The 20,726-nt window shown below is 66.4% G+C and carries 16 protein-coding genes; 8 read left to right on the forward strand and 8 right to left on the reverse strand.

The window, feature by feature from the left end:
• On the reverse strand, positions 1–889 hold an 889-nt coding region (locus tag QQK25_RS16605; RefSeq protein ID WP_284188928.1), incomplete at its 3' end, for an SdrD B-like domain-containing protein.
• On the opposite strand from QQK25_RS16605, the gene QQK25_RS16610 reads away from it, so the two are divergent.
• The 6 genes from QQK25_RS16610 (at position 888) to QQK25_RS16635 (ending at position 8,750) form a co-directional block, all read left to right on the forward strand.
• Positions 888–1,121 (forward strand): hypothetical protein, encoded by a 234-nt coding sequence (locus QQK25_RS16610; protein ID WP_284188929.1) that lies wholly within the window; start codon positions 888–890, stop codon positions 1,119–1,121. The two genes, QQK25_RS16605 and QQK25_RS16610, sit on opposite strands and share 2 nt — an antisense overlap.
• Positions 1,122–1,681: 560 nt before the next feature.
• Positions 1,682–3,829 carry a type I secretion system permease/ATPase gene (locus QQK25_RS16615; RefSeq protein ID WP_284188930.1) on the forward strand — a complete coding sequence of 716 codons (2,148 nt, stop codon included), beginning with the start codon at positions 1,682–1,684 and terminating at the stop codon, positions 3,827–3,829.
• A complete protein-coding gene (locus QQK25_RS16620; protein ID WP_284188931.1) occupies positions 3,826–5,163 on the forward strand; it encodes an HlyD family type I secretion periplasmic adaptor subunit in 1,338 nt (445 codons plus the stop codon). Before QQK25_RS16615 ends, QQK25_RS16620 begins: the two co-directional genes overlap by 4 nt.
• Positions 5,163–6,977, forward strand: coding sequence for a TolC family protein (locus tag QQK25_RS16625; protein ID WP_284188932.1), 1,815 nt, complete (start codon positions 5,163–5,165; stop codon positions 6,975–6,977). The genes QQK25_RS16620 and QQK25_RS16625 overlap by 1 nt, the downstream gene beginning before the upstream one ends.
• 271 nt (positions 6,978–7,248) lie before the next feature.
• The gene (locus tag QQK25_RS16630) at positions 7,249–7,905 is read left to right on the forward strand and encodes a PEP-CTERM sorting domain-containing protein (protein ID WP_284188933.1); all 657 of its coding nucleotides are present in this window, start codon (positions 7,249–7,251) and stop codon (positions 7,903–7,905) included.
• Positions 7,906–8,069: 164 nt separating this feature from the next.
• Positions 8,070–8,750 (forward strand): PEP-CTERM sorting domain-containing protein, encoded by a 681-nt coding sequence (locus tag QQK25_RS16635; RefSeq protein WP_284188934.1) that lies wholly within the window; start codon positions 8,070–8,072, stop codon positions 8,748–8,750.
• A gap of 48 nt (positions 8,751–8,798) precedes the next feature.
• Here QQK25_RS16635 and ubiD read toward each other — a convergent pair whose 3' ends face one another.
• A complete protein-coding gene (gene ubiD, locus QQK25_RS16640) occupies positions 8,799–10,277 on the reverse strand; it encodes a 4-hydroxy-3-polyprenylbenzoate decarboxylase (protein WP_284188935.1) in 1,479 nt (492 codons plus the stop codon).
• 319 nt (positions 10,278–10,596) lie between these two features.
• Here ubiD and QQK25_RS16645 point away from each other — a divergent pair, with 319 nt between their 5' ends.
• Both QQK25_RS16645 and QQK25_RS16650 read left to right on the forward strand, forming a co-directional pair.
• Positions 10,597–11,676 carry a PEP-CTERM sorting domain-containing protein gene (locus tag QQK25_RS16645; RefSeq protein WP_284188936.1) on the forward strand — a complete coding sequence of 360 codons (1,080 nt, stop codon included), beginning with the start codon at positions 10,597–10,599 and terminating at the stop codon, positions 11,674–11,676.
• A 105-nt stretch (positions 11,677–11,781) separates the two neighbouring features.
• A complete protein-coding gene (locus QQK25_RS16650) occupies positions 11,782–13,113 on the forward strand; it encodes a tetratricopeptide repeat protein (protein WP_284188937.1) in 1,332 nt (443 codons plus the stop codon).
• A gap of 106 nt (positions 13,114–13,219) precedes the next feature.
• Here the strand turns inward: QQK25_RS16650 and QQK25_RS16655 are convergent, their stop codons facing one another.
• From QQK25_RS16655 to QQK25_RS16680, 6 genes are all read right to left on the reverse strand, one after another.
• Positions 13,220–14,545, reverse strand: coding sequence for a TolC family outer membrane protein (locus tag QQK25_RS16655; RefSeq protein WP_284188938.1), 1,326 nt, complete (start codon positions 14,543–14,545; stop codon positions 13,220–13,222).
• 29 nt (positions 14,546–14,574) lie between these two features.
• Positions 14,575–14,898: a rhodanese-like domain-containing protein gene (locus tag QQK25_RS16660; RefSeq protein WP_153159970.1), complete on the reverse strand. Its 324-nt coding sequence runs from the start codon at positions 14,896–14,898 to the stop codon at positions 14,575–14,577.
• A gap of 13 nt (positions 14,899–14,911) precedes the next feature.
• A complete protein-coding gene (locus QQK25_RS16665) occupies positions 14,912–15,565 on the reverse strand; it encodes a protein-L-isoaspartate O-methyltransferase family protein (protein ID WP_284188939.1) in 654 nt (217 codons plus the stop codon).
• Positions 15,566–15,630: 65 nt separating this feature from the next.
• Positions 15,631–18,789: an efflux RND transporter permease subunit gene (locus QQK25_RS16670; protein ID WP_284188940.1), complete on the reverse strand. Its 3,159-nt coding sequence runs from the start codon at positions 18,787–18,789 to the stop codon at positions 15,631–15,633.
• A gap of 4 nt (positions 18,790–18,793) precedes the next feature.
• Complete coding sequence (locus tag QQK25_RS16675) at positions 18,794–19,906, reverse strand: efflux RND transporter periplasmic adaptor subunit (RefSeq protein ID WP_284188941.1); 1,113 nt, start codon at positions 19,904–19,906, stop codon at positions 18,794–18,796.
• On the reverse strand, positions 19,903–20,553 hold the full coding sequence (locus QQK25_RS16680) for a TetR/AcrR family transcriptional regulator (RefSeq protein WP_284188942.1): 651 nt from the start codon (positions 20,551–20,553) through the stop codon (positions 19,903–19,905). The genes QQK25_RS16675 and QQK25_RS16680 overlap by 4 nt, the downstream gene beginning before the upstream one ends.
• Positions 20,554–20,726 lie beyond the last annotated feature (173 nt).

The following is a 20,726-nucleotide window of genomic DNA, read 5'->3' on the forward strand; positions in this document are numbered from 1 at the left end:
CCGCCGGGGCCTGCACGGCGACCGAGTAGGTGCCGGGGGTCACGGTGAAGCTGTAGTTGCCGTTGGTATCGGTGGTGGTCGAGCTGATCGGGGTGCCAGCGGCGTCCTTCAGCACGACGGTGACGCCGGCGATGCCGGCTTCGCCGGCGTCCTGCACGCCGTTGGCGTTGGTGTCTTCCCAGACCTTATCGCCCAGGGTGGCGAGGCCAGGGGACGGCACGTTGAAGGTGATGGTGTTCGGGGTCGCGTCAAGATCAACGCCGCCGCAATCGGGGTCGATGCCGCCGTCGTCACGAACCTGGAAGGTGAGGCCGAAGTCACCGCCGGCAGAGGCCGGGGCAACGTAAGTGAGGTGGCCGGCGTCGATCTCGGAGGCCAGGATCTCCTGGCCGGCGGTCACGGCGACGCCGTTCAGCAGCAGCGTGCCGCTGGCGGGCACGGCGTTCACGACCACGGACTTGAAGGCGTTGCCGTCGATCGGATCGGTGAAGCCGAAATCGGCAAGACCCAGCACATAAACGTCGCCATTGGCGACGGTGACGGATTCGTCGGCACCAGAGGGTGCGTCATTCACCGGCGTCACGTTGACCGTCACGTCGAGGGTGAAGGTGTTGCCGGTGCTGTCGTAGCCAAGCACGCGAATGAGCTTGGCGCCGTTGAAATTCGGGATGGCGGACGCGTCGAGCGTCAGGGTGTCCTTGTCGACGGCGGTGAAGAAACCCGCGGTGGACAGCACCCACTTGGCGCCGTCATAGACGTAGAGCTTGATCTTGGCGGGATCGACTGCGCTGTAGCCGGGATCAGCCTGCTTGAGCAGGTCGAACAATTCGAAATTTTGACTGGTGTCTTCGCAGACTGAGACGCTGGTTACGTAACTCGTATTTGACATGAACGATCTCCACTTTTCTGTTTTGGATACCGCCGAAGCCGGAACTGGCCCACGACGAGTCGAGAAAATCGGAGATCAAACTGCAATTTACGGGCCACCTCGACGCGATTATTTGTCAAAAACACTAAATATCGTTCATCTCAATAGCTTATCGAACCCTTTCGCCATTTTTACATCTGCAAAAAATCACAAACCACTAAGCCCTGTAAAAAAATCCGACAAGCCCACTTGAAACAAAGCGTCGCAGGAAACCGGATGCAACCATGATGAAACCCTGAAAAACGCCCTAAAAATGCAACCAATCGACTGTTTTAAAAGGATTAATGAACAAAAAAAAGACACCCCGGCAAACCTCAAAGGACATCGCACACCTCGCAACCGGGGCCGTAAAAGGCCGGAAAAATCCCGACATGAACTATTCCACGCACCGCACCCAATCAACGCTGGCCATTTAACTCAATATGAAATTTTTATCCGACCACCCTCTGGAGCGCCAGAAGACCGCCCACAAAAACATAGCAATCGTCAAATTCAGTCAATTTACCTAAGCCAACCTACGCGAAAGACAGGAAATTTGTCACAAACATCCCGGCGTGAATTTTGCAAAACGAATACTCGTGACTTTTTAACATTTGCCATATGGCACCTTATGGCACCATCGCCACCTGACCGTTGCCACGGCGCCTCGAAAGCCGTGCGCAACCTTGGGAAAGCCTGCTGCCCCAGCCCCGGTCGGCCCCTCTTCCGCCGATCCGGACGGCAGCCCCAGACGCCCTATTGAGAACCCAGCCCATGCGCGAATCCCCTTCCTCAACACCCGGCGCAGCTTCGGTCGACGGGGTCATCGACCAGTTGCAGTTTCTGGCCCACTTCTTTGGAAAACGCGCCGATCCGATGCAGTTGCTGGCCGATACGCCGGTGGTGGATGGCTGCATCACCGAAGCCCAGATGCACGAGTGCGCCCGTCGCGGCGGCCTGTCGCTGAGCCGTGCCAAGAAGGGTGTGCCGGAATTCAAGCCGTCGGAACTGCCGGCGATGGTGTTCAGCGCCGACGGGGGTGATCCGCTGGTGCTGCTGCGCCGGGATGGCGACACCTTCGAGTGCGTGCAGGCGGGCATCCAGGGCACCGTCAAGCTGGGGCTCGAGCAGGTGGTGGCCGAACACCCGGGCGCTGCGTACTTCGTACGGCCGATGGTGTTCTTCGACACCCGCAGCCTGCTCTACCACCTGCCCCGCCCGCGCCGCTGGTTCTGGGACACCCTGCTGGCCAACAAGCCGATCTACGGCTGGGCGCTGCTGGCCACCGTGCTCACCAACGTCTTCGCGGCGGTGATCCCGTTCTACACGATGTCGGTGTACGACCGCGTGGTGCCCAACAACGCGCTGGACAGCCTGTGGGTGCTCACCGGCGCGGTGGTGGTGGTGGCCCTGTTCGACCTGGTCATCAAGATGCTGCGCAGCTATCTGCTGGAATCGGCCGCCCGCAAGGCCGACGTAGCCATGTCGTCCCACGTGTTTGCCCAGGCCCTGCGCCTGCGCGCCGCGGCCCGGCCGGCCTCTGGCGGGGTGCTCGCCAACATCGTGCGGGATTTCGAATCGGTGCGTGAGTTCGTCACCTCGTCCACCCTCACGGTGCTGGGCGACGTGCCCTTCATGCTGTTCTTCCTGGTGCTGATCGGGATCATCGGCCACTGGCTGGTGCTGGTGCCGCTGCTCCTGATCCCGGTGACCATCTTCGTGTCGTTCATGATCCGCAAGCCGCTCACCCGCATCCTCGGCGCCAACATGCAGGAATCGGCCCAGCGCACCGCCCACCTCTTTGAAGTGATGAACGGGGTCGACACCATCAAGACCCTCGGCGCCGAAGCCTGGGCCCGCCGCCAGTGGGAGATGCTGACCGTCAAAATCTCCGAGAACTCGGTGCAGATGCGCGAATGGACGTCTTTCGGCACCTACATGTCGCTGCTGGTCACCAACCTGGATTCGATCCTGCTCGTGATGTTCGGCGCGCTGATGATCAGCTCCGGCGACCTGACCATGGGCCAGCTCATCGCCTGCTCGATGCTCGCCACCCGCGCCATCACCCCGGCCACCCAGATCGCCGCGCTCATCGTGCGCTACGAGCAGACCCGCCAGGCCATCGACGCCCTCGACAAGATCATGGAGGCGCCCACCGACGAGACCACCGACAGCCTGCACCTGCCGCGCATGTCGGGCCGCATCGACTTCCGCGACGCCCACTTCGCCTACCCCAACTCGGCGCCGCTGCTGAAGGGCCTCAACCTCACCATCCGTCCGGGCGAGAAGGTCGGCTTCATCGGCCGCATCGGCTCCGGCAAGAGCACCCTGTTCAAGCTGCTCCTCAACCTCTACAGCCCCGACCAGGGCGCGGTGATGGTGGATGGCATGGCCGTGAATCAGCTCGAACCCCAGAGCCTGCGCCGCCAGGTGGGCTACGTACCCCAGGACGTGGTGCTGTTCCACGGCGACATCCGCGAGAACATCCTCCTCGGCAGCGCCCAGGTGAGCGACGCCGACATGCTCGAAGCCCTGCGCCTGTCGTGCCTGGACGAAACCCTCGCCCAGATGCCCAACGGCCTCGGCACCCAGGTGGGCGAGCGGGGCGAACGCCTCTCCGGCGGCCAGCGTCAGGCGGTGTCCATCGCCCGCGCGCTGGTCCAGCAGCCGCGCATGCTGCTCCTTGACGAGCCCTCCAGCATGATGGACCCGGCCACCGAAGCCCGCCTCATCGAGAACCTGCGCAACATCAAGGGCACCACCATGCTCCTCGTCACCCACCGCACGGCCATGCTGCCGCTGGTGGATCGGCTGGTGGTGCTTGACCAGGGCCGGGTCGTCCTCGACGGCCCCCGCAATGAAGTCCTTCGCAAACTGCAGGGCGGGCCGGCACCGGTCGCCCCCCGGGAGGCCGCAGCATGAAACTCGCTTTCCAGTCCGCCCAGCCCCGCATCGAGGCCGAACCCATCAGCAGCCATCCGGATTTCGACCGCGGCCCCCGCAAGGCCGTGATGATCCTGCTCGGCACCACGGCCGCCTTCTTCGTGATCTTCTTTGCGTGGATGAGTTTTGCGCCCCTCGACATCTCGGTGAACGCCGTCGGCGCGGTGGTACCGTCCAGCCGCCTGCAGCAGATCCAGAGCATGGAAGGCGGCATCCTCCAGGCCCTCAACGTGCGTGAAGGCGCAGTGGTCAAGAAGGGCGACGTGCTCGCCATCGTCCAGAACCTGCAGTTCAACGCCGAACAGGGCGAAGCCCAGCAAGGCCTGTGGGGCGCCCAGGCGGCCATCGCGCGCCTCGACGCCGAAGCCCGCAACGCCGCGCCGAACTTCCCGCCCGAGCTCGAGAAGAACGCCCCGGATCTCGTCCGCGAACAGCGCAACCTGTGGCAGACCCGCCGTCAGGAGCGCGAGAACACCCTCGAAACGCTCTCCCGCCAGGTCACCCAGCGCCAGCAGGAGCTGGCCGAAGCCCGTGCCCGCCACCAGGCCATCAGCGAATCCATCGGCCCGGCCCGGGAAACCCTGGCCATCGAGGAACGCCTCGCCGCCAACGGCGCCGGCGCCAAGGCCGACCTGCTGAACGCCCAGCAGCGCTACTCCAGCCAGAAGGGCGAACTGGAAACCACCCGCATCGCCATCGGCCGCATCCAGGCCGCGGTGGCCGAAGCCCAGGCCCGCCTGTCGGAAACCCGTTCCCGCTTCTTCGCCGAGATCAGCAAGGAGAAATCCGAAGCCGAACTGCGTGCCGCCCAGATCGGCGAGCAACTCACCGGCCGCAACGACCGCGTCGCCCGTCGCGAGATGCGCGCCCCGATGGACGGCGTGGTCAATCGCCTGCTCGTCAACACCGTCGGCGGCGTGGTGAAGGCCGGCGAGACCATCATGGAAGTCGTGCCCGCCGAAGACCGCCTGCTCATCACCGCCAAGGTCAAGCCGTCCGACATCGCCTTCCTCAAGCCCGGCCAGGATGCCCGCATCCGCGTGACCGCCTACGATTCGTCGATCTTCGGCTCGCTGCCGGGCAAGGTCGTGCGCGTAGGCGCCGACGCGGTGGTCGATGGCGAGAAGAAGGAGACCTACTTCGAAGTCCTCCTCGAAGCCGAAAGGAACTACCTCGGCGACCCCGCGGAGCACCTCACCATCTCCCCGGGCATGGCCGCCGACGCCAGCATCCAGACCGGCAAGCGCACGATGATGGAATACATGCTGAAGCCCATCGTCAAGACCCTCGACAAATCCCTGCGCGAACGCTGATGAGCCCGAACCCGAACGCCCGCCCCCACCGCCGCACCCGCCTCGCCGCCATCCTGGCCACCCTCGGCCTGGGCCTTGCCGCCGGCCTCGCCCACGCCGCACCGCTGCCGGCGGTGGTGGACAAGGTGCTCCTGCAGCAGCCCAGCGTGCGCTCCGCCCAGGCACTGCTGCGCGCCGCCGAAGCCCAGGTCGTGCAGGTGCGCTCCGACTTCCTGCCCAGCGTCGGCCTCAGTTACCGCAACTCCGATTCCCGCGACGAAACCCTCGGCACGCCCATCGACCGCAACGTCCGGCGTACCGACGCCACCGTGCGCTGGAACATCTTCAACGGCGCCACCGACACCAACCGGCTGCGCGCCGCCGGCTTCACCCGCGACGCCGCCGACGCCGATCTGGACAACGTGCTCGAGCAGGTCGCCTACGAGATCACCGAGAACTACAGCGACCTGGTGCGCCTGCGCCAGCTCATCACCAGCCTGCAGGCCACCATCGCCAGCCAGGAGCGGGTCGAGGCCAACGTCGCCCACCGGGTGGACGCCGGCCGCATCGCGTCGTCCGAGCTCGACCTGATGCGCGTGCGCCTGATCCAGAACCGCACCCTCCTCGGCCAGCTGCGCGCCCAGCTCGGCACCGCCGAATACCGCTACCGCCTGCTCACCGGCGAAGCGCCCGACAGCCTCGTCGCCCCGTCGATCCTCCCGGCCCCGGCCCTCGCCGGCGCTGACCCGGTGGACGCCCTGGTCGAGCGCATCCACGAACGCAACCCGCGCCTGCGCGCCGCGCTGCAGCGCACCGCCGCCCGCCAGGCCGACGTGGGCGCCGCCCGCGGCCTGTTCTTCCCGTCTGTCGATCTGTCCTACAGCAAACGCCTCGACAACACCACGATCCCCGTCCCCACGGCCGACACCCAGCGCGCCGCGCAGCTGGGCGTGAACCTCGACATCCCCCTCGGCGGCAAGAACATCGGCCGCCACACCGAGGCCGTCGAGCGCCACCAGGCCGCCCAGGCCGACGCCGACGACCTGATGATGAAGGTCTCGAAGGACATCACGGATCTGTACCGCCAGTACACCGAAGCCCGCGGCATCGCGCCCCAGTTGGAGCAGCGCGTCGCCGCCGCCCAGCGGGTGGCCTCCGCCTACGAGCTGCACTTCGAGGCCGGCCGGCGCTCCCTCAACGATCTGTCCATCGCCCAGGGCGACCTCTTCGACGCCCAGCGCAACCTGGTCGACAACCGCGCCCAGCAGACCACCCTCCAGGCCCAGCTGCTCGGCCTCGCCGGCGAACTGCGGGAAGCCCTGCGCAGCCGCTACCGCCCCGCGCCGATCGCACCGGAGCTCCTCGGCACCCGCTATGAGTCGCCCGCCCTGGCCGCCGCGCCCGCGCACGTGGTCGAAGCCGCACCGGCACCGCAGATCGAGCTGATCGAACCGGCCGCCAGCGTCGCCCCGGCCATCCGCGCCCGCATCGACGCCTGGACCAGCGCCTGGACCGCCGGCAACTTCGACGCCTACCGCGCCCTCTACACCACCGACTTCCAGCCCGGCAAAGGCCGCAGCACCGCCGACTGGGAAGCCGAACGGCGCCAGCGCGTCACCCAGGCCAAGTCGCCGCGCATCCGCATCGACAACCTGACGACCCGCAGCAGCGACGCCAGCCGCGTGGTCGTGCAATTCACCCAGCACTACACCGCCGCCCAGTACAAGGACACGGTGCAAAAGCAGCTCGAATGGGTGAAGGCCGACGGCCAGTGGAAGATCGCCCGCGAAACCGCCAGCCCCGCCCGCCCTGCCAAGGCCCCCGCCGCCGAATAAGCCCCCCCACCGCCGGGACGACGGAAGACACACCGTTTCCGTCGTCCCGGCCGGCGCCCTCCTATCCGCTCCACCCGCCCCACGCAAGACAGCTGTCGAAGGTTTTTACAATCCTTCACCGGACAGCGCCCCGCCTGGCTCCGCTGTTTTTGCCAGCTCTTTGACAAAAAAGGTGATTTCGCCGTTTTTTGCATAAATTTGAAATCTGGCGCAGAAATTGCTCGAATTTTCGTAACTTCGAAATTCACGCTCAACCGAGCAGGAGCTCATCATGCGTCTCATCACCACCGCCCTCGTCGCCGCCCTTGCGGCCCCCGCGGCCTTCGCCGCCCCCGCCTACTGGACCGACTGGACCAGCCAGCTGACCGCCGCTTCGGGCGTCACCGGCACAATCACCACGCCCTCCAGCACCGTCGGCGTCACCTTCACCGGCGCCTACACCTTCGCCCAGACCAGTGGCGGCACCTTCTACTGGACCACCCCCGGCACCTACACCAGCAGCGCTGTCGACAACGCCCCCGCAACGACCGACCTCGTCGCCCTCAGCGCTGGTGGCCTCAAGACGATCACCTTCAGCCAGAGCGTCCATAACCCGCTGATCGCCCTGACCAGCTGGAACGGCAACGTCGTCGATTTCGGCGCGCCCATCGTCGTCCTCAGCGAGGGCTGTGGCTTCTGGGGCTGCGGCACGGCCGTCCTCAACGCAGGGGGCACCGGCTTCACCGGCAGCGGCGAACTGCACGGGGTGATCGAGCTGCTGGGCGACTACACCTCGATCAGCTTCACCGACACCAGCGAACACTGGCACGGCTTCACCGTCGGCATCCAGGGCATCGCCGATCCCGGCACCGGCGTGCCCGAGCCGGCCTCCCTGGCCCTCATCGGCGGCGCCCTGGCGGCCCTCGCGGTGGTGCGCCGCAAGCGCTGAGCGCGCCTGACCGGCCACACAAAAACGGCAGCCCCACCGGCTGCCGTTTTTGTTTGTCGCTGCTGTAACCGATCTGGAACCGCCCTCACCCCAAGCTTCGCTCGCCCCGCCCTCGCGGAGGCCCACAACGAACGAAGGGAAGACACATGCGAAAGACGGCTCAATTGGGCACAGCGACACTGCTCGCCATCAGCCTGACGACACCCGCCATCGGCGGCGAGATCAAGAACACCGAAGAGATGAACTGCCCGGGGGACGGTACGGTGTACTGGGCACGCTTCGACAGCAAGGGCGGCAAATACGACACCGGCAGCAAAGCCTGCAAGAAGGGCGAAACCGTGAAGGTGCCCCTGGAGGACAACGGCGGCGCAAAGGCGATCGGCTTCTTCCAGGCCGGCAAGAAGCTGCCCGACCCGCTCGCCATCGAGTACTTCATGTCCTGGGATGGCACCGGCTACCGGCTGGATGATCTGGCCTACGGCATCTATCTGACGATCGGCAGCACCCCATACCGGGTTCCCCTGTTCGAGAGCACCGTCAGCGAACTCTATGCGGTGATCGACATGACACCCTACCTCGCCGCCATGCCGGCCCTGGACCCGACCATCACCTACGACTTCAGCGCCGGCAATTCGGCGAGCCTGCCCGGCGTGCGGATCTCGACCACCGAGCCGACATTCTCCAGCACCGACGGCTGGACGATCTCGCCCTACACCGGCCAGGCGACCCTGCTGGCCGAGGTCAGCGGTCAGGCCACCCATATTCCGGAACCCACCACCGCGCTGCTTGGGCTCACCGGCCTGGCGGCACTCGGCGCGCTGCGGCGCCGACGTCTCGGGAACTGACCCCGCCTCTCCCGCCGTAGCGCAGGGCGCGACGGCGGGAGGCGCGTTTCACAGCCCCAGGCTGCCCCACATCTCGTCCACCCGTTTCTTCACCTCCGGGCTCATCTCGATGGCGCGGCCCCATTCCCGGTTGGTCTCGCCCGGCCACTTGTTGGTGGCGTCGAGGCCCATCTTGGAGCCCAGGCCGGCCACCGGGCTGGCGAAATCCAGGTAGTCGATGGGCGTGTTGTCCACCAGCGTGGTGTCGCGGGTGCCGTCCATCCGGGTGGTGAGCGCCCAGATCACCTCTTTCCAGTCGCGGATGTTCACGTCGTCATCCACCACGATGATGAACTTGGTGTACATGAACTGGCGCAGGAAGCTCCAGATCCCGAACATCACCCGCTTGGCGTGGCCGGGGTACTGCTTGCGAATGCTCACCACCGCCAGCCGGTACGAGCAGCCCTCCGGCGGCAGGTAGAAATCGACGATCTCGGTGAACTGCTTCTGCAGGAGCGGCACGAACACCTCGTTGAGCGCCACGCCCAGCATCGCCGGCTCGTCGGGCGGCTTGCCGGTGTAGGTGCTGTGGTAGATCGGGTCGCGCCGATGGGTGATGCGCTCGATGGTGAACACCGGAAACTCGGCCTGCTCGTTGTAGTAGCCGGTGTGGTCGCCGTAGGGGCCTTCGAGCGCGGTCTCACCCGGGTGGATCACGCCTTCGAGGATGATCTCGGCCGACGCCGGCACCTGCAGATCCGAGCCGATGCACTTCACCAGCTCGGTCTTGGCGCCGCGCAAGAGGCCGGCAAACTGGTATTCCGACAATGAATCGGGCACCGGCGTCACCGCACCGAGGATGGTCGCCGGATCACAGCCCAGCACCACCGCCACCGGGAAAGGCTGGCCCGGGTTGGCCTTCTGGTGCTCCAGGTAATCCAGCGCCCCGCCCCGGTGGGCGAGCCAGCGCATGATGACCTTGTTGGGGCCCAGCACCTGCTGGCGGTAGATGCCCAGGTTCTGGCGCGTCTTGCTGGGGCCGCGGGTCACCACCAGCCCCCAGGTGATCAGCGGCGCCACATCGCCCGGCCAGCAATGCTGGATCGGCAGGCTGCCCAGATCCACGTCCCGCCCTTCCTTCACCACCTGCTGGCACGGCGCCGACGACACCGTCTTGGGCGACATGTTGAGCACCTGCTTGAACACCGGCAGTTTCTCCCAGGCGTCCTTCAGCCCCTTGGGCGGCTCCGGCTCCTTCAGGAAGGCCAGCAGCTTGCCCACCTCGCGCAGCGCGTTCTGCCAGTCCTCGCCGCTCTCGCCCATGCCCAGCGCCACCCGCTGAGGCGAGCCGAACAGGTTGGCCAGCACCGGCATGCGGTAGCCCTTCGGGTTTTCGAAGAGGATCGCCGGGCCGCCGGCGCGCAGCACCCGGTCGCAGATCTCGGTCATCTCCAGGTGAGGGTCGACCTCGGCCGTCACCCGGCGCAATTCACCCATCTGCTCCAGCCGGGCGATGAAGTCGCGTAGGTCAAGAATTTGCGTGCTCATGGAATCTCATGCCCCTCGGATAGCGGCCCTGCACAGGGCCCATATGGCGAAAGGTCGGAATGGTAATGCTGATTCCGATCCGCCGCTGCGATAAGGCAAATTTATCATTTAAATCATTTGTCGACGATTTTTACAAAATACGACCAAACCTTTACATAAAGATACACAACCCTTTGTCTTCGTTAATTTTTTCGTTTCAGGCACGCTTGTTGCTCAATTTAGGCACGGTACGCAAACCCGGGCAGGAAGACTCTGGCGCGCACCCCTTGCTCAAGCACCCTCATCGTCAATCGTCATTAATCAAGGAGTTACCCCGGTTATGAAAGCCAGCAAACTCTCCATGGCCGTGCTGCTTGCAGCGACTGGCCTCGTGGCAGGCGGCGCCAATGCTGCTGCCATCATCGACAACGGCACCGTGCAGATCGGCGTCCGCGACCTGGGCGATCTGAACGTCAGCGGCGGCACCAGCGCGGCGGGCAGCGGCACCACCATCGTCGGCCTGCGCTCGATGGCCACCAACTCCGACTCCACCTCGCCGGGCTGCACCTGCGAAGGCTGGGGCGTCGGCATCGCCAGCACCGGCCAGGCCGGCTACGCCAACAGCTCGGTCGGCACCGCCAACCTGTCGCTGGTCAGCTTCACCTCCACCGCCAACAGTGCGGTCTCGGTGGTGAACGTGCTGAACTCGGCCGGCGCTGCGATCCTGCAGGTCACCCACGACTACCACCCCCTGGCCACCACGCCCTACCTGTACGAAACCGTCGTCAAGATCACCAACCTGACCGGCGCCGATCTGGCCGCCGGCGACCTGGTCTACCGTCGCGTGATGGACTGGGACATCCCCAGCCCGGGCAATGAATCCGTCAGCATCCAGGGCGTGCCCGCGCTGCTCGGCATCGCCAACGGCAGCAACATCCGCAAGACCGACAACAACGGCTTCAACTCGGGCAACCCGTTCTCGTTCACGTCCTACGGCCTGACGAACACCAACTACGTGAACTCCCGCAGCGGCAACCTGCAAGGCTCTGCGAGTTCCGACCAAGGCGCCCTGTTCGACTTCGAATTCGAAGCCCTGGCCAATGGCGCTACCCGCGTGTTCGCCACCTACTACGGCGTGGCCCCGAACAAGGCGACCGCCGATGCCGCCCGCAGCCTGGTCGATGGCGACGCCTCCACCGTCGATATCGCCCTGTACTCCTACGGCTCCTGCGCCTCCGGCCTGACCGGCTGCGATCCGACCACCGGCGCGCCCGACACCTTCATCTTCGGCTTCGGCTCCTCGGCCAGCGGCGTGCTGCTGCCCCCGCCCCCGCCGACCGGCGTGCCCGAACCCGCCACCCTGGGCCTCCTGAGCCTGGCGATGGCTGGCATGGGCCTGTCCCGCCGCAAGCGCGCCTGATCATCCGGCCGCTGTGACACCAACCCCATTCAGGACAACCTGAATGGGGTTGTTTCTTTTGGAGTCTGGCAAACTAAGCCTTCCTCTTGCCACCTGTCCGGGATCATGAAAACACGCGCTGCTGGCACCCTGCTCCTCGCTCTCCTCACCCTGGCCGGCAGCCCGGCCCACGCACTGCTCGAAATGTCGGAAAGCGGCGCGGCCCGCTTCGAGTCGCCTGCCACCGCCAAGGAAACCCCCTTCGGCGAAAAGCTGCGCGCCGGCCACGAAGCCCTGCGCAAGCTCGACTATCCGCGGGCCGAGGCCCTCTTCAACGAAGCCGCCCAGATCAATCCCCAGTCGCCGCTCCCAGCCCTGGGCCATGCCGAATCCGCCCGTATCCGCAATCTGCCGGACGACGTGCGCAAGTGGCTCAAGCAGGCCCTCGACATCGCCCCGAAGAGCGCCGACGCGCTGACCGCCTGGGGCCGCTGGCAGTACGCCCAGAAGAATTACCCGGAAGCCGAGAAGGCCTGGAAGGCCGCCATCGCCGCCGACGCCCGCGCCGCCATCCCGCTGGTGGATCTGGGCGACCTGAACTACAACGTCCGCCACAACATCGACGTGGCCGCCGATTTCTACCGCCGCGCCCTGCAGATCAACCCCAAGCTCGGCGGCGCCCATTACGCCCTGGGCACCATCTGGCTGGACAAGAAAGCGCCGGACAAGGCCATCGGCGAGTTCGAGGAATCCGCCAGGCTCTCGCCCGGCAACCCCCTGCCCCAGCACGGCCTGGGCCGCGCGTATCAGATGCAGCAGAGCTACAAGGCCGCCCACGCCGCCTACGACCGCGCCCTGGCGGCCAGCGCCGATTACTACCCGGCCCGCCTCGCCAAGGGCGACGTATTCCTGGCCCAAGGCGAAGCCAGACAGGCGGTCGGCGAGTACCAGGCCGTCGCCCGGGCCCAGCCCAAGCTCTACGACGCCCAGCTCAAGCTCGGCATGGCCCAGCAGCAGGCCGGCCAGCTCCGCGAAGCCCAGGCCGCCTACCAGGCCGCCGTCCGGCTCAACCCCGATCTGCCACTGCCCTACAACAACATGGCCTGGATGGCCGCCACCGACCCGGCGAACAAACCTTCCGACGCGGTGCTCGAGTGGGCCCGCAAGGCCGTCGCCCTGGCGCCAAAGGTGGCCGACTTCCAGGACACCCTGGGCTGGGTGCATTTCAAGCGGGGCGAAGCTGCCGAAGCCGTCAAGGTGCTGGAGAAGGTCAGTCGCGCGGAAGGCCGCCAGTCGGCCGGCATCCACTACCACCTGGGCTCCGCCTACGCGGCAGCCGGCCGTGCGCGGGATGCGGTCACCGCCTTCAAGACCGCCCTCAAGCTCGATCCGAACTTCGCCGAAGCGGGCGACGCCAGGGCCCAGCTGGCAAAGCTCGAAGGCAACGCCAAGCCCTGAGCCCACACCGACACCTCATCGGGACGCGCAAAAACCCAACGGCCGCTCTTCAGCGGCCGTTGGTCATAAGGCGGAGCATCACCTGCCCATAAGCAGGCCAAATGGCTCAGTCGAGCAAGCCGTTGATCGCCTTGATGTCTTCGTCGCCCAGCGTCCCCGCCGCGGCCTTCAGCTTGAGCTGGGCCAGCAGGGTGTCGTAGCGGGCCTTGGAGAGCTTCTGCAGGGTGTCGTAGAGCTGACTCTGGGCGTTGAGCACGTCGATGTTGATCCGCACGCCCACCTCGTAGCCGAGCTTGTTGGCGTCGAGGGCCGAGCGCGACGACACCTGGGCGGCCTCGAAAGCCTTCACCTGGGCCAGCCCGCTGGTCACGCCCAGGTAAGCCTGGCGGGCGTTCTGGGCGGCGGTGCGGCGGGCGTTGTCGAGATCGGCGCTGGCCTTGTCGCGCAGGGCGGAGGCCTCGCGGACGCGGGAAGTCACGCTGCCGCCCTGGAACAGCGGCAGCGCGAGCTGCACGCCGACGACGGTGGAATCAGTGTTGGTGCGGATCGGCGTGAGCGCCGACAGGGGCGCGGTGGACGACGCCGTGTTGCCATAGCTCGCCACCAGATCGACGGTCGGCAGGTGGCCGGCGCGGTTGCGCTCGACTTCCCGCTGGGAGATTTCCTGGGCCACCTGGGCGGCCTGCACGGTGTAGCTGCCGTTCTCGGCGGAATTCACCCAGGCCTGGATGTCGGCCGGCTCGGGGCGACTGAGGGCCACACCCTTGCGCAGGCCCTTGAGGGCATCGGGCTCCTTGCCGGTGAGCACCAGGAGGGCATGGCGCTTGACCGCCAGATCGCTCTCGGCGGCGATCACCTGGGCCGACGACAGATCGGCGCGCGACTGGGCTTCATGCACATCGGTGACGGTGACCGTGCCCACCTCGAAGCTCTTCCTGGCCAGCGCCAGCTGCTGGGTGTTGGCCTCTTGCAGCGCGCTGGCCGCGGCCAGCACGTCCTGGGCGACCAGCACATCGAAGTAGGCCTGGGCGGCGCGCAGGGTCAGATCCTGGCGGGCCAGCTGGTACTGGGCCTCGGCCAGCGCCACCTGCATCTCGCCCTGCTTGTACTGCACCCAGTTCTGCCAGCGGAACAGCGGCTGGGTGAGCTGCACCTGCCAGCCATTGTTGTTGTAGCCACGGGTGACGTCGTAGTGCTTGAGATTGACGTCGTTCCAGTTGGAGTTGCCGGTGAGATTGAGCGACGGCAACAGGCCGGCACGCCCCTGGGGCAGCTTTTCGCGACCGGCTTCGAGGGACGCACGGGCACTTGCCAGCGCCGCGTCGTAGGACAGGGCGTCCCGGTAGACCTGTTCGAGATCCGCCGCCCCTGCGCCACCCGCCGCGAAGCCTGCCGCCATCGCCAGCACCACACGTCCTGCAACCCGTCTCATCACGTTCTCCGTCACTCGTTTCGCACGTCTCAATACTGGGGCATCGCAGGGTCGACCTGCTGGGCCCACTGGGCCACGCCACCGGCGAGGTTGATGACCTCGCCCAACCCCTGGCGCTCCAGGAACATCGCCACCTGCATGCTGCGCCCACCGTGGTGACAGATCACCACGATCTGGGCGTCGTCGGGGAGCTCCTGCATCCGCGCCGGCACGGTGGCCATCGGCATCGGCACCGAGCCGGGGATCGCACAGTAGGCAAACTCGGAAGGCTCGCGGACATCGAGGAGAAAAGGCGCAGGACGGGTTGCGTCCTGCAGCCATTCGGCCAGTTGCGGCGGTGTGATGTGCTTCATCGGGCGACGTGACTCAGAACTTGAAGTGGCTCTTCTGGGGGGCGTTGCGCATCATCGGCACGAGGTTCTCGAAGAGGGACTCGGTGCGGAACTTGCCTTCGGCCACGTGGGTGATGAGCTGGGCAGTCATCAGCGGTGCTTCGCCCACGAAGGCGAACAGACGGCCACCAACCTTGACCTGCTGCAGCAGGGTTTCCGGCACGTAGGGCACGCCGCCGGAGACGACGATCAGGTCGTAGGGCGCGCCGCCAGCCCAGCCGCGCACGGCATCGCCTTCCTCGACGATGACGTTCTCGACGCCGTAGCGCTTGAGGTTGTCGTGGGCCATGTTGACCAGGGCCGGCTCGATGTCGACCGTACGCACCCACTCGGCCTTGGCGGCGAGCAGCGCGGCGAAGTAGCCGGAACCGGCGCCGACTTCGAGCACCTTGTCGGAACGCTTGACCTGCACAGCCTGCAGCACCTTGCCCTCAATCACCGGGACCAGCATGCTGCCGCCGTTGCCAAGGGGAATCTCGGCTTCGGACAGCGCCAGCGACTTGTAGGCTTCCGGCACGAACTCCTCGCGGCGGACACTCATCAGCGTGTCGAGCACGCCAAAATCCAGCACCTCCCAGGGGCGGATCTGCTGCTCGACCATATTGAACCGTGCTTGTTCGTAATTCATTTGGGGCTCCCCGAATAATATTAGCAGAAGCTAATATTTATGATCCGCATAAAAACTTTCGGATTCTAGCTTACTTGTGCACCGCGCAGTTCATCCGGCTCGCGTCGGACGCGATACCAGGCCGCGTAGAGCGCCGGCACGAACAGCAGGGTGAGCAGGGTGGCGACGATCAGGCCGCCCATGATTGCCACCGCCATCGGCCCGAAGAAGGCGCTGCGGGTGAGCGGGATCATCGCCAGCACGGCCGCCGCCGCGGTGAGCGCGATCGGCCGCAGCCGGCGCACCGCCGACTCGACGATGGCGTTCCAGATCGACAGGCCCTTCTCCACATCCTGCTCGATCTGATCCACCAGGATCACCGAGTTGCGCATGATCATCCCGAACAGCGCGATCGTGCCCAGCATCGCCACGAAGCCGAAGGGCTGGTTGAAGAGCAGCAGGAACAGCACCACCCCGATCAGCCCCAGCGGCGCGGTGAGCACCACCATCGTCGTCCGCGAGAAGCTGCCCAGCTGCACCATCAGCACGGTAAACACCACCCCCAGGAACAGCGGGAAGCCCGCATTCACCGAGCTCTGGCCCTTGGCGCTCTCTTCCACCGCGCCGCCGGTCTCGATGCGGTAGCCCGCCGGCAGCCTGGCGCGGATCGGCTCCAGCTGCGGCGCCACCTGGGCGGTCACGGTGGGCGCCTGGACGCCATTCACGTAGATCTGCCCACGCACGGTGATGCTCGGTTCCCGATTGCGCCGCCACACCAGGCCCTGCTCGTAGGCGTAGCCGACGGTGGCCACCTGGGTCAGCGGCACCGACTTGCCGGCCCGGGTCGGGATCGCCAGCTCGGCCACCAGCGAGAGCTTGTCCCGCTCGAAGGCGTCGCCGCGCAGCACCACGTCGATGGACTCGATGCCTTCCCGGTAGCTCGTCGCCACCAGCCCGCGCTGGCTGCTGTTGAGGAAGTTGGCCACGTCCTGGGTGGTCAGGCCGAGCAGCCGCGCCTTGCGCTGATCCACCTCCACGCGCAGCACCTTGGATTGCTCGTCCCAATCCAGTTGCACGTCCGACAGGTTGGGGTTGCCGCGCATCACACCGGCCACCTCGGCGGCGTACTTGCGCACCGTCGGAATGTCCGGCCCGCTCACCCGGAACTGCACCGGAAAGCCCACCGGCGGGCCGTTCTCCAGCCGGGTGACGTTGGCGCGCAGGTTCGGGAATTCCTTACGGAACAGCGCAATCATCCGCTCCCGCAGCGCCTCACGGCTCGCGATGCTGTCGGTGAGCACCACGAACTGCGCAAAGTTGGCGGCCGGCAGCTGCTGGTCGAGGGGCAGGTAGAAGCGCGGGCTGCCGGTGCCCACGTAGGCCACGTAGTTGTGGATGCCCTTCTCGTTCTTCAGCACGGTTTCGAGCTTCTCGACCTCGGCCTTGGTCGCCCGCAGGCTCGCCCCTTCGGGCAGGCGCAGGTCGATCAGCAGCTCAAGCCGCGTCGAGTTGGGGAAGAACTGCTGCTGAACCATCCCGAAGCCGACGATCGCCGTGGCGAAGATCGCCAGCGTGGTGCCGATCACCACCCAGCGCCGCGCCACGCACCAATCCACCACCGCCCGGAAGCGGTTGTAGAACGGCGTGCGGAAGACCGAATCTTCGTCGCCCTCGATGTGCGGGTCACCCAGACCGATGCGGTCCTTGAAAGCATCAAGCCGCGGAAAGCGCTTCGAGAACCAGCTCGGCTTCTTCGGCCCGCGCGGATCGGGCAGCAGCACGTAGCCCAGGTAAGGCACCACGATCACCGCCGCCAGCCACGAGGCCAGCAGCGCGATCGCATTCACCTGGAAGATCGAGCGGGTGTATTCGCCCGTGGAAGACTGCGCCGTGGCGATAGGCAGGAAGCCCGCTACCGTCACCAGCGTGCCGGAGAGCATCGGCCCCGCGGTGCTGGTGTAGGCAAAAGCTGCGGCCTTCGAGCGCTCCCAGCCCTGTTCCATCTTCACCAGCATCATCTCGACGGCGATGATCGCGTCGTCCACCAGCAGGCCCAGCGCCAGGATCAGCGCGCCCAGCGAGATCTTGTGCAGGCCCACGTCAAACAGCCGCATCCCGAAGAAGGTCACCGCCAGCACCAGCGGAATCGACAGCGCCACCACCAGCCCGGTGCGCAGCCCCAGCGAGAAGAAGCACACCACCAGCACGATGATCACCGCCTCGGCCAGCGAATGAACGAACTCGCTGATCGAGCGCTGCACGGCTTCCGGCTGGCTGGCGACTTCCTTCAGCTCCATGCCCACCGGCAGATTGGCCTGGATGCGGGCCGTCGTTTCCTTGAGGTTGGCGCCCAGGGCGATGATGTCGCCGCCCTTGGCCATCGACACGCCGAGGCCCAGCGCGTCCTGCCCCTGGAAGCGGAAGCCCGGCGCCGGCGGCTCGACAAAGCCGCGCCGCACGGTGGCGATGTCGCCGATGCGCAGCTCGCGCCCGCCAGCCCGGATCGTCATGTCGCGGATCGCCTCGACGGTGTCGAAGGCGCCGCTCGGGCGCAGGTAGATCCGCTCGTCCTTGGTCTCGAAGTAACCGCCGGGCACCACCGCGTTCTGCTGGGCCAGCGCCGTCGTCACCGTCTGCACATCCAGCCCGAGGGTTGCCAAGCGGGCGTTGGAGAGCGCCACGTAGATGCGCTGCTCCTGCTCGCCGATGAGATCCACCTTGGCCACGCTCGGCACCCGCAGCAGCTCGGCGCGGATCTTGTCAGTCTCGGCCTTCAGCTGGGCGTAGTCGAAGCCGTCGCCGGTCAGCGCGTAGATGTTGCCGAACACGTCGCCGAACTCGTCGTTGAAGTACGGCCCGCGGATCGTCGTTGGCAGCGTGCCGCGGATGTCGCCGATCTTCTTGCGCACCTGATAGAAGATGTCCGGCACGTCCTTCGCCGGCGTCGAATCCTTGGCCACGAAAAGCACCACCGATTCGCCCGGCCGCGAGTAGCTGCGCAGGTAGTCCACATTGGGCACCTCCTGCAGCTTCTTCTCGATCCGGTCGGTCACCTGCTCTTCCATCTCCCGCGCCGACGCGCCGGGCCATTCGGTGCGCACCACCATCACCTTGAAGGTGAAGGGCGGGTCTTCCGACTGGCCGAGCTTCTGGTACGACAGCACCCCGACCAGCGCCAGCAGCACGATCAGGAAGCGCACCAGCGGCTGGTGGCGCAGCGCCCATTCCGACAGATTGAAACCCATCGCCTCAGCCCCCCGCGCCAACCGTGGCCGCCGCCGGACGGCTCGCCACCCGCGGCTGCATCAGCTGGCCGGCGACGATCTTGTGAACCCCCGCCGCTGCGATGGTCTCGCCCGGCTGAACGCCGCCGGCGAGCAGCACACCGTCCTCGCGGAACTGGCGCACCTGCACCTTGCGCAGCACCGCCTTGACCAGCTCGCCTTCCGGCTGCAGCACCCACACCGCGCTGCCGCCGTCGTGCTCGAAGAGCGCCGTGGCCGGCACCAGCAGGCCGCCGCCGGCCGCCGCCGCGTCGGGCAGGATCACGTTGGCGGTCATGCCCAGCTGCACCTCCGGCGTCGCATTGACGATGGTGACGCGCACCGCGTAAGTCCGGGTGGCCGCATCGGCCGCCGGGGCCACCTCGCGCACCCGGCCGGCGAACACCGCATCCGGCGCCGCCAGCAGGCGCACCTCGATGCTCCCCGCCTTGCGCAGCGCAGCGATGCGGCTCTCGGGCACGGCGATCAGCACCTCACGCTCGCCATCCCGGGCCAGCTTCATCACCGGCGCCGAATCCTTCACCACCTGCCCCACCTCGGCGGTGATCGCGGTGATCACCCCGGCCTGATCGGCCACCAGGCTGGTGTAGCCGGCCTGATTGCCAGCCACCGTCGCCTGGGCGCGGGCCTGCTCGACGCGGGCGAGGGCCGACTTGAAGGTGGTCTCCTTGGCGTCCAGCACGCTGCGGGAGACGAAGTTCTTGGCGACCAGATCCCGGTAGCGTTCCACCTCGGCCTTGGCGTAGGCCAGCTCGTTCTGGGCCGCCGCCAGCTGGGCCCGGGCCGCCTCGGCGTTGAGGCCGGCGTCACTCGGGTCGAGCCGCGCCAGCAGCTGGCCGGGCTTGACGACCGCCCCCACGTCCACCTTGCGCTCGATGATCTTGCCGGTGATGCGGAAAGCCAGGTCGGATTCGTAGCGCGCCCGCACCTCGCCCGAGTACAGCGCCCCGGCCTGCACCGACGACAGGGCCAGCTTCTGGACCATCACCGGCCGCGGCCCTTCGGCCACCGGCTGGGGTTTGGAACATGCGGAAAGCAGCGCCACGGTAAGGGCGCCGATGAGGATGCGTCGGTTCATCGTTGGGATTCCTCGGTGGGCTCGACCAGCAGGCCGCGGAAGAGCACGTCGAAAAAGGTGTCGAAATAGTTGTCAGGCATCGGCCGCGCGCCGCTGCACATGTGCAGCGAGCACTGCCAGACCGACTGCAGCAAGAGCGGGGAAAAGACCATCTGGCGAACGCTCTCCGGGTTGCCCTGCCGGAAGACGCCCTTCTGCATGCCGGCCTCGATGACCTTGTTGAGCAGCATGTGCCACGGGCCGATCACCCGTTCGTTCAGGTAGACGGCCACCTCAGGGAAGTTGCCCGCCTCGCACAGCATCAGCTTGCAGGTCCCGGCGAGTGACGTGGAACCGATGCGCTCCCACCAGAACACCAGCAGGGATCGGAGCAGATGGGCCGGGTCGTCCTTGAACTGTTCGACCATCGCCTCCACCTCGCCGATCATCGGCACGATGGATTCCTCGATCACCGCGCGGAACAAGGCTTCCTTGCTGTCGAAGTAGAGGTAGAGCGTGCCCTTCGAGACGCCGGCGCGGCTGGCCACATCATCCAGGCGAGTGGCGGCGAAGCCCTTCTCCACGAAGAGCGCCAGGGCGGCAGCGGCCAGCTCGGCCGGACGGGCATCCTTGCGGCGCTGGCGGCGATGACTGTCGGTGTTGATCATGAAAATTTACTGACTGACCGGTTAGTCAGTAAATTCTAGACAAGCACAAGATGCCTGTAAAGGCAGCGCTTTTCCGCATCCGGGACGGGCCCCGTCGAGCGGAATCGTCAAATGATGTGGAACAACCGCCACCGCCGCCCTGAGCCGCCAAAGACGCCTACGATCCTGTCGAT

This window comes from Zoogloea oryzae (assembly GCF_030161255.1).
Lineage (GTDB): Bacteria > Pseudomonadota > Gammaproteobacteria > Burkholderiales > Rhodocyclaceae > Zoogloea > Zoogloea oryzae.

Excerpts from the sequence above, each read along its gene's own strand:
- QQK25_RS16655 (WP_284188938.1), bottom strand. The coding sequence starts at position 14,545 with ATGAGACGGGTTGCAGGACGTGTGGTGCTGGCGATGGCGGCAGGCTTC.
- QQK25_RS16675 (WP_284188941.1), bottom strand. The coding sequence starts at position 19,906 with ATGAACCGACGCATCCTCATCGGCGCCCTTACCGTGGCGCTGCTTTCC.
- QQK25_RS16615 (WP_284188930.1), top strand. The coding sequence starts at position 1,682 with ATGCGCGAATCCCCTTCCTCAACACCCGGCGCAGCTTCGGTCGACGGG.
- QQK25_RS16665 (WP_284188939.1), bottom strand. The coding sequence starts at position 15,565 with ATGAATTACGAACAAGCACGGTTCAATATGGTCGAGCAGCAGATCCGC.
- QQK25_RS16645 (WP_284188936.1), top strand. The coding sequence starts at position 10,597 with ATGAAAGCCAGCAAACTCTCCATGGCCGTGCTGCTTGCAGCGACTGGC.
- ubiD (WP_284188935.1), bottom strand. The coding sequence starts at position 10,277 with ATGAGCACGCAAATTCTTGACCTACGCGACTTCATCGCCCGGCTGGAG.
- QQK25_RS16610 (WP_284188929.1), top strand. The coding sequence starts at position 888 with ATGAACGATCTCCACTTTTCTGTTTTGGATACCGCCGAAGCCGGAACT.
- QQK25_RS16620 (WP_284188931.1), top strand. The coding sequence starts at position 3,826 with ATGAAACTCGCTTTCCAGTCCGCCCAGCCCCGCATCGAGGCCGAACCC.
- QQK25_RS16650 (WP_284188937.1), top strand. The coding sequence starts at position 11,782 with ATGAAAACACGCGCTGCTGGCACCCTGCTCCTCGCTCTCCTCACCCTG.
- QQK25_RS16670 (WP_284188940.1), bottom strand. The coding sequence starts at position 18,789 with ATGGGTTTCAATCTGTCGGAATGGGCGCTGCGCCACCAGCCGCTGGTG.
- QQK25_RS16680 (WP_284188942.1), bottom strand. The coding sequence starts at position 20,553 with ATGATCAACACCGACAGTCATCGCCGCCAGCGCCGCAAGGATGCCCGT.
- QQK25_RS16660 (WP_153159970.1), bottom strand. The coding sequence starts at position 14,898 with ATGAAGCACATCACACCGCCGCAACTGGCCGAATGGCTGCAGGACGCA.
- QQK25_RS16625 (WP_284188932.1), top strand. The coding sequence starts at position 5,163 with ATGAGCCCGAACCCGAACGCCCGCCCCCACCGCCGCACCCGCCTCGCC.
- QQK25_RS16630 (WP_284188933.1), top strand. The coding sequence starts at position 7,249 with ATGCGTCTCATCACCACCGCCCTCGTCGCCGCCCTTGCGGCCCCCGCG.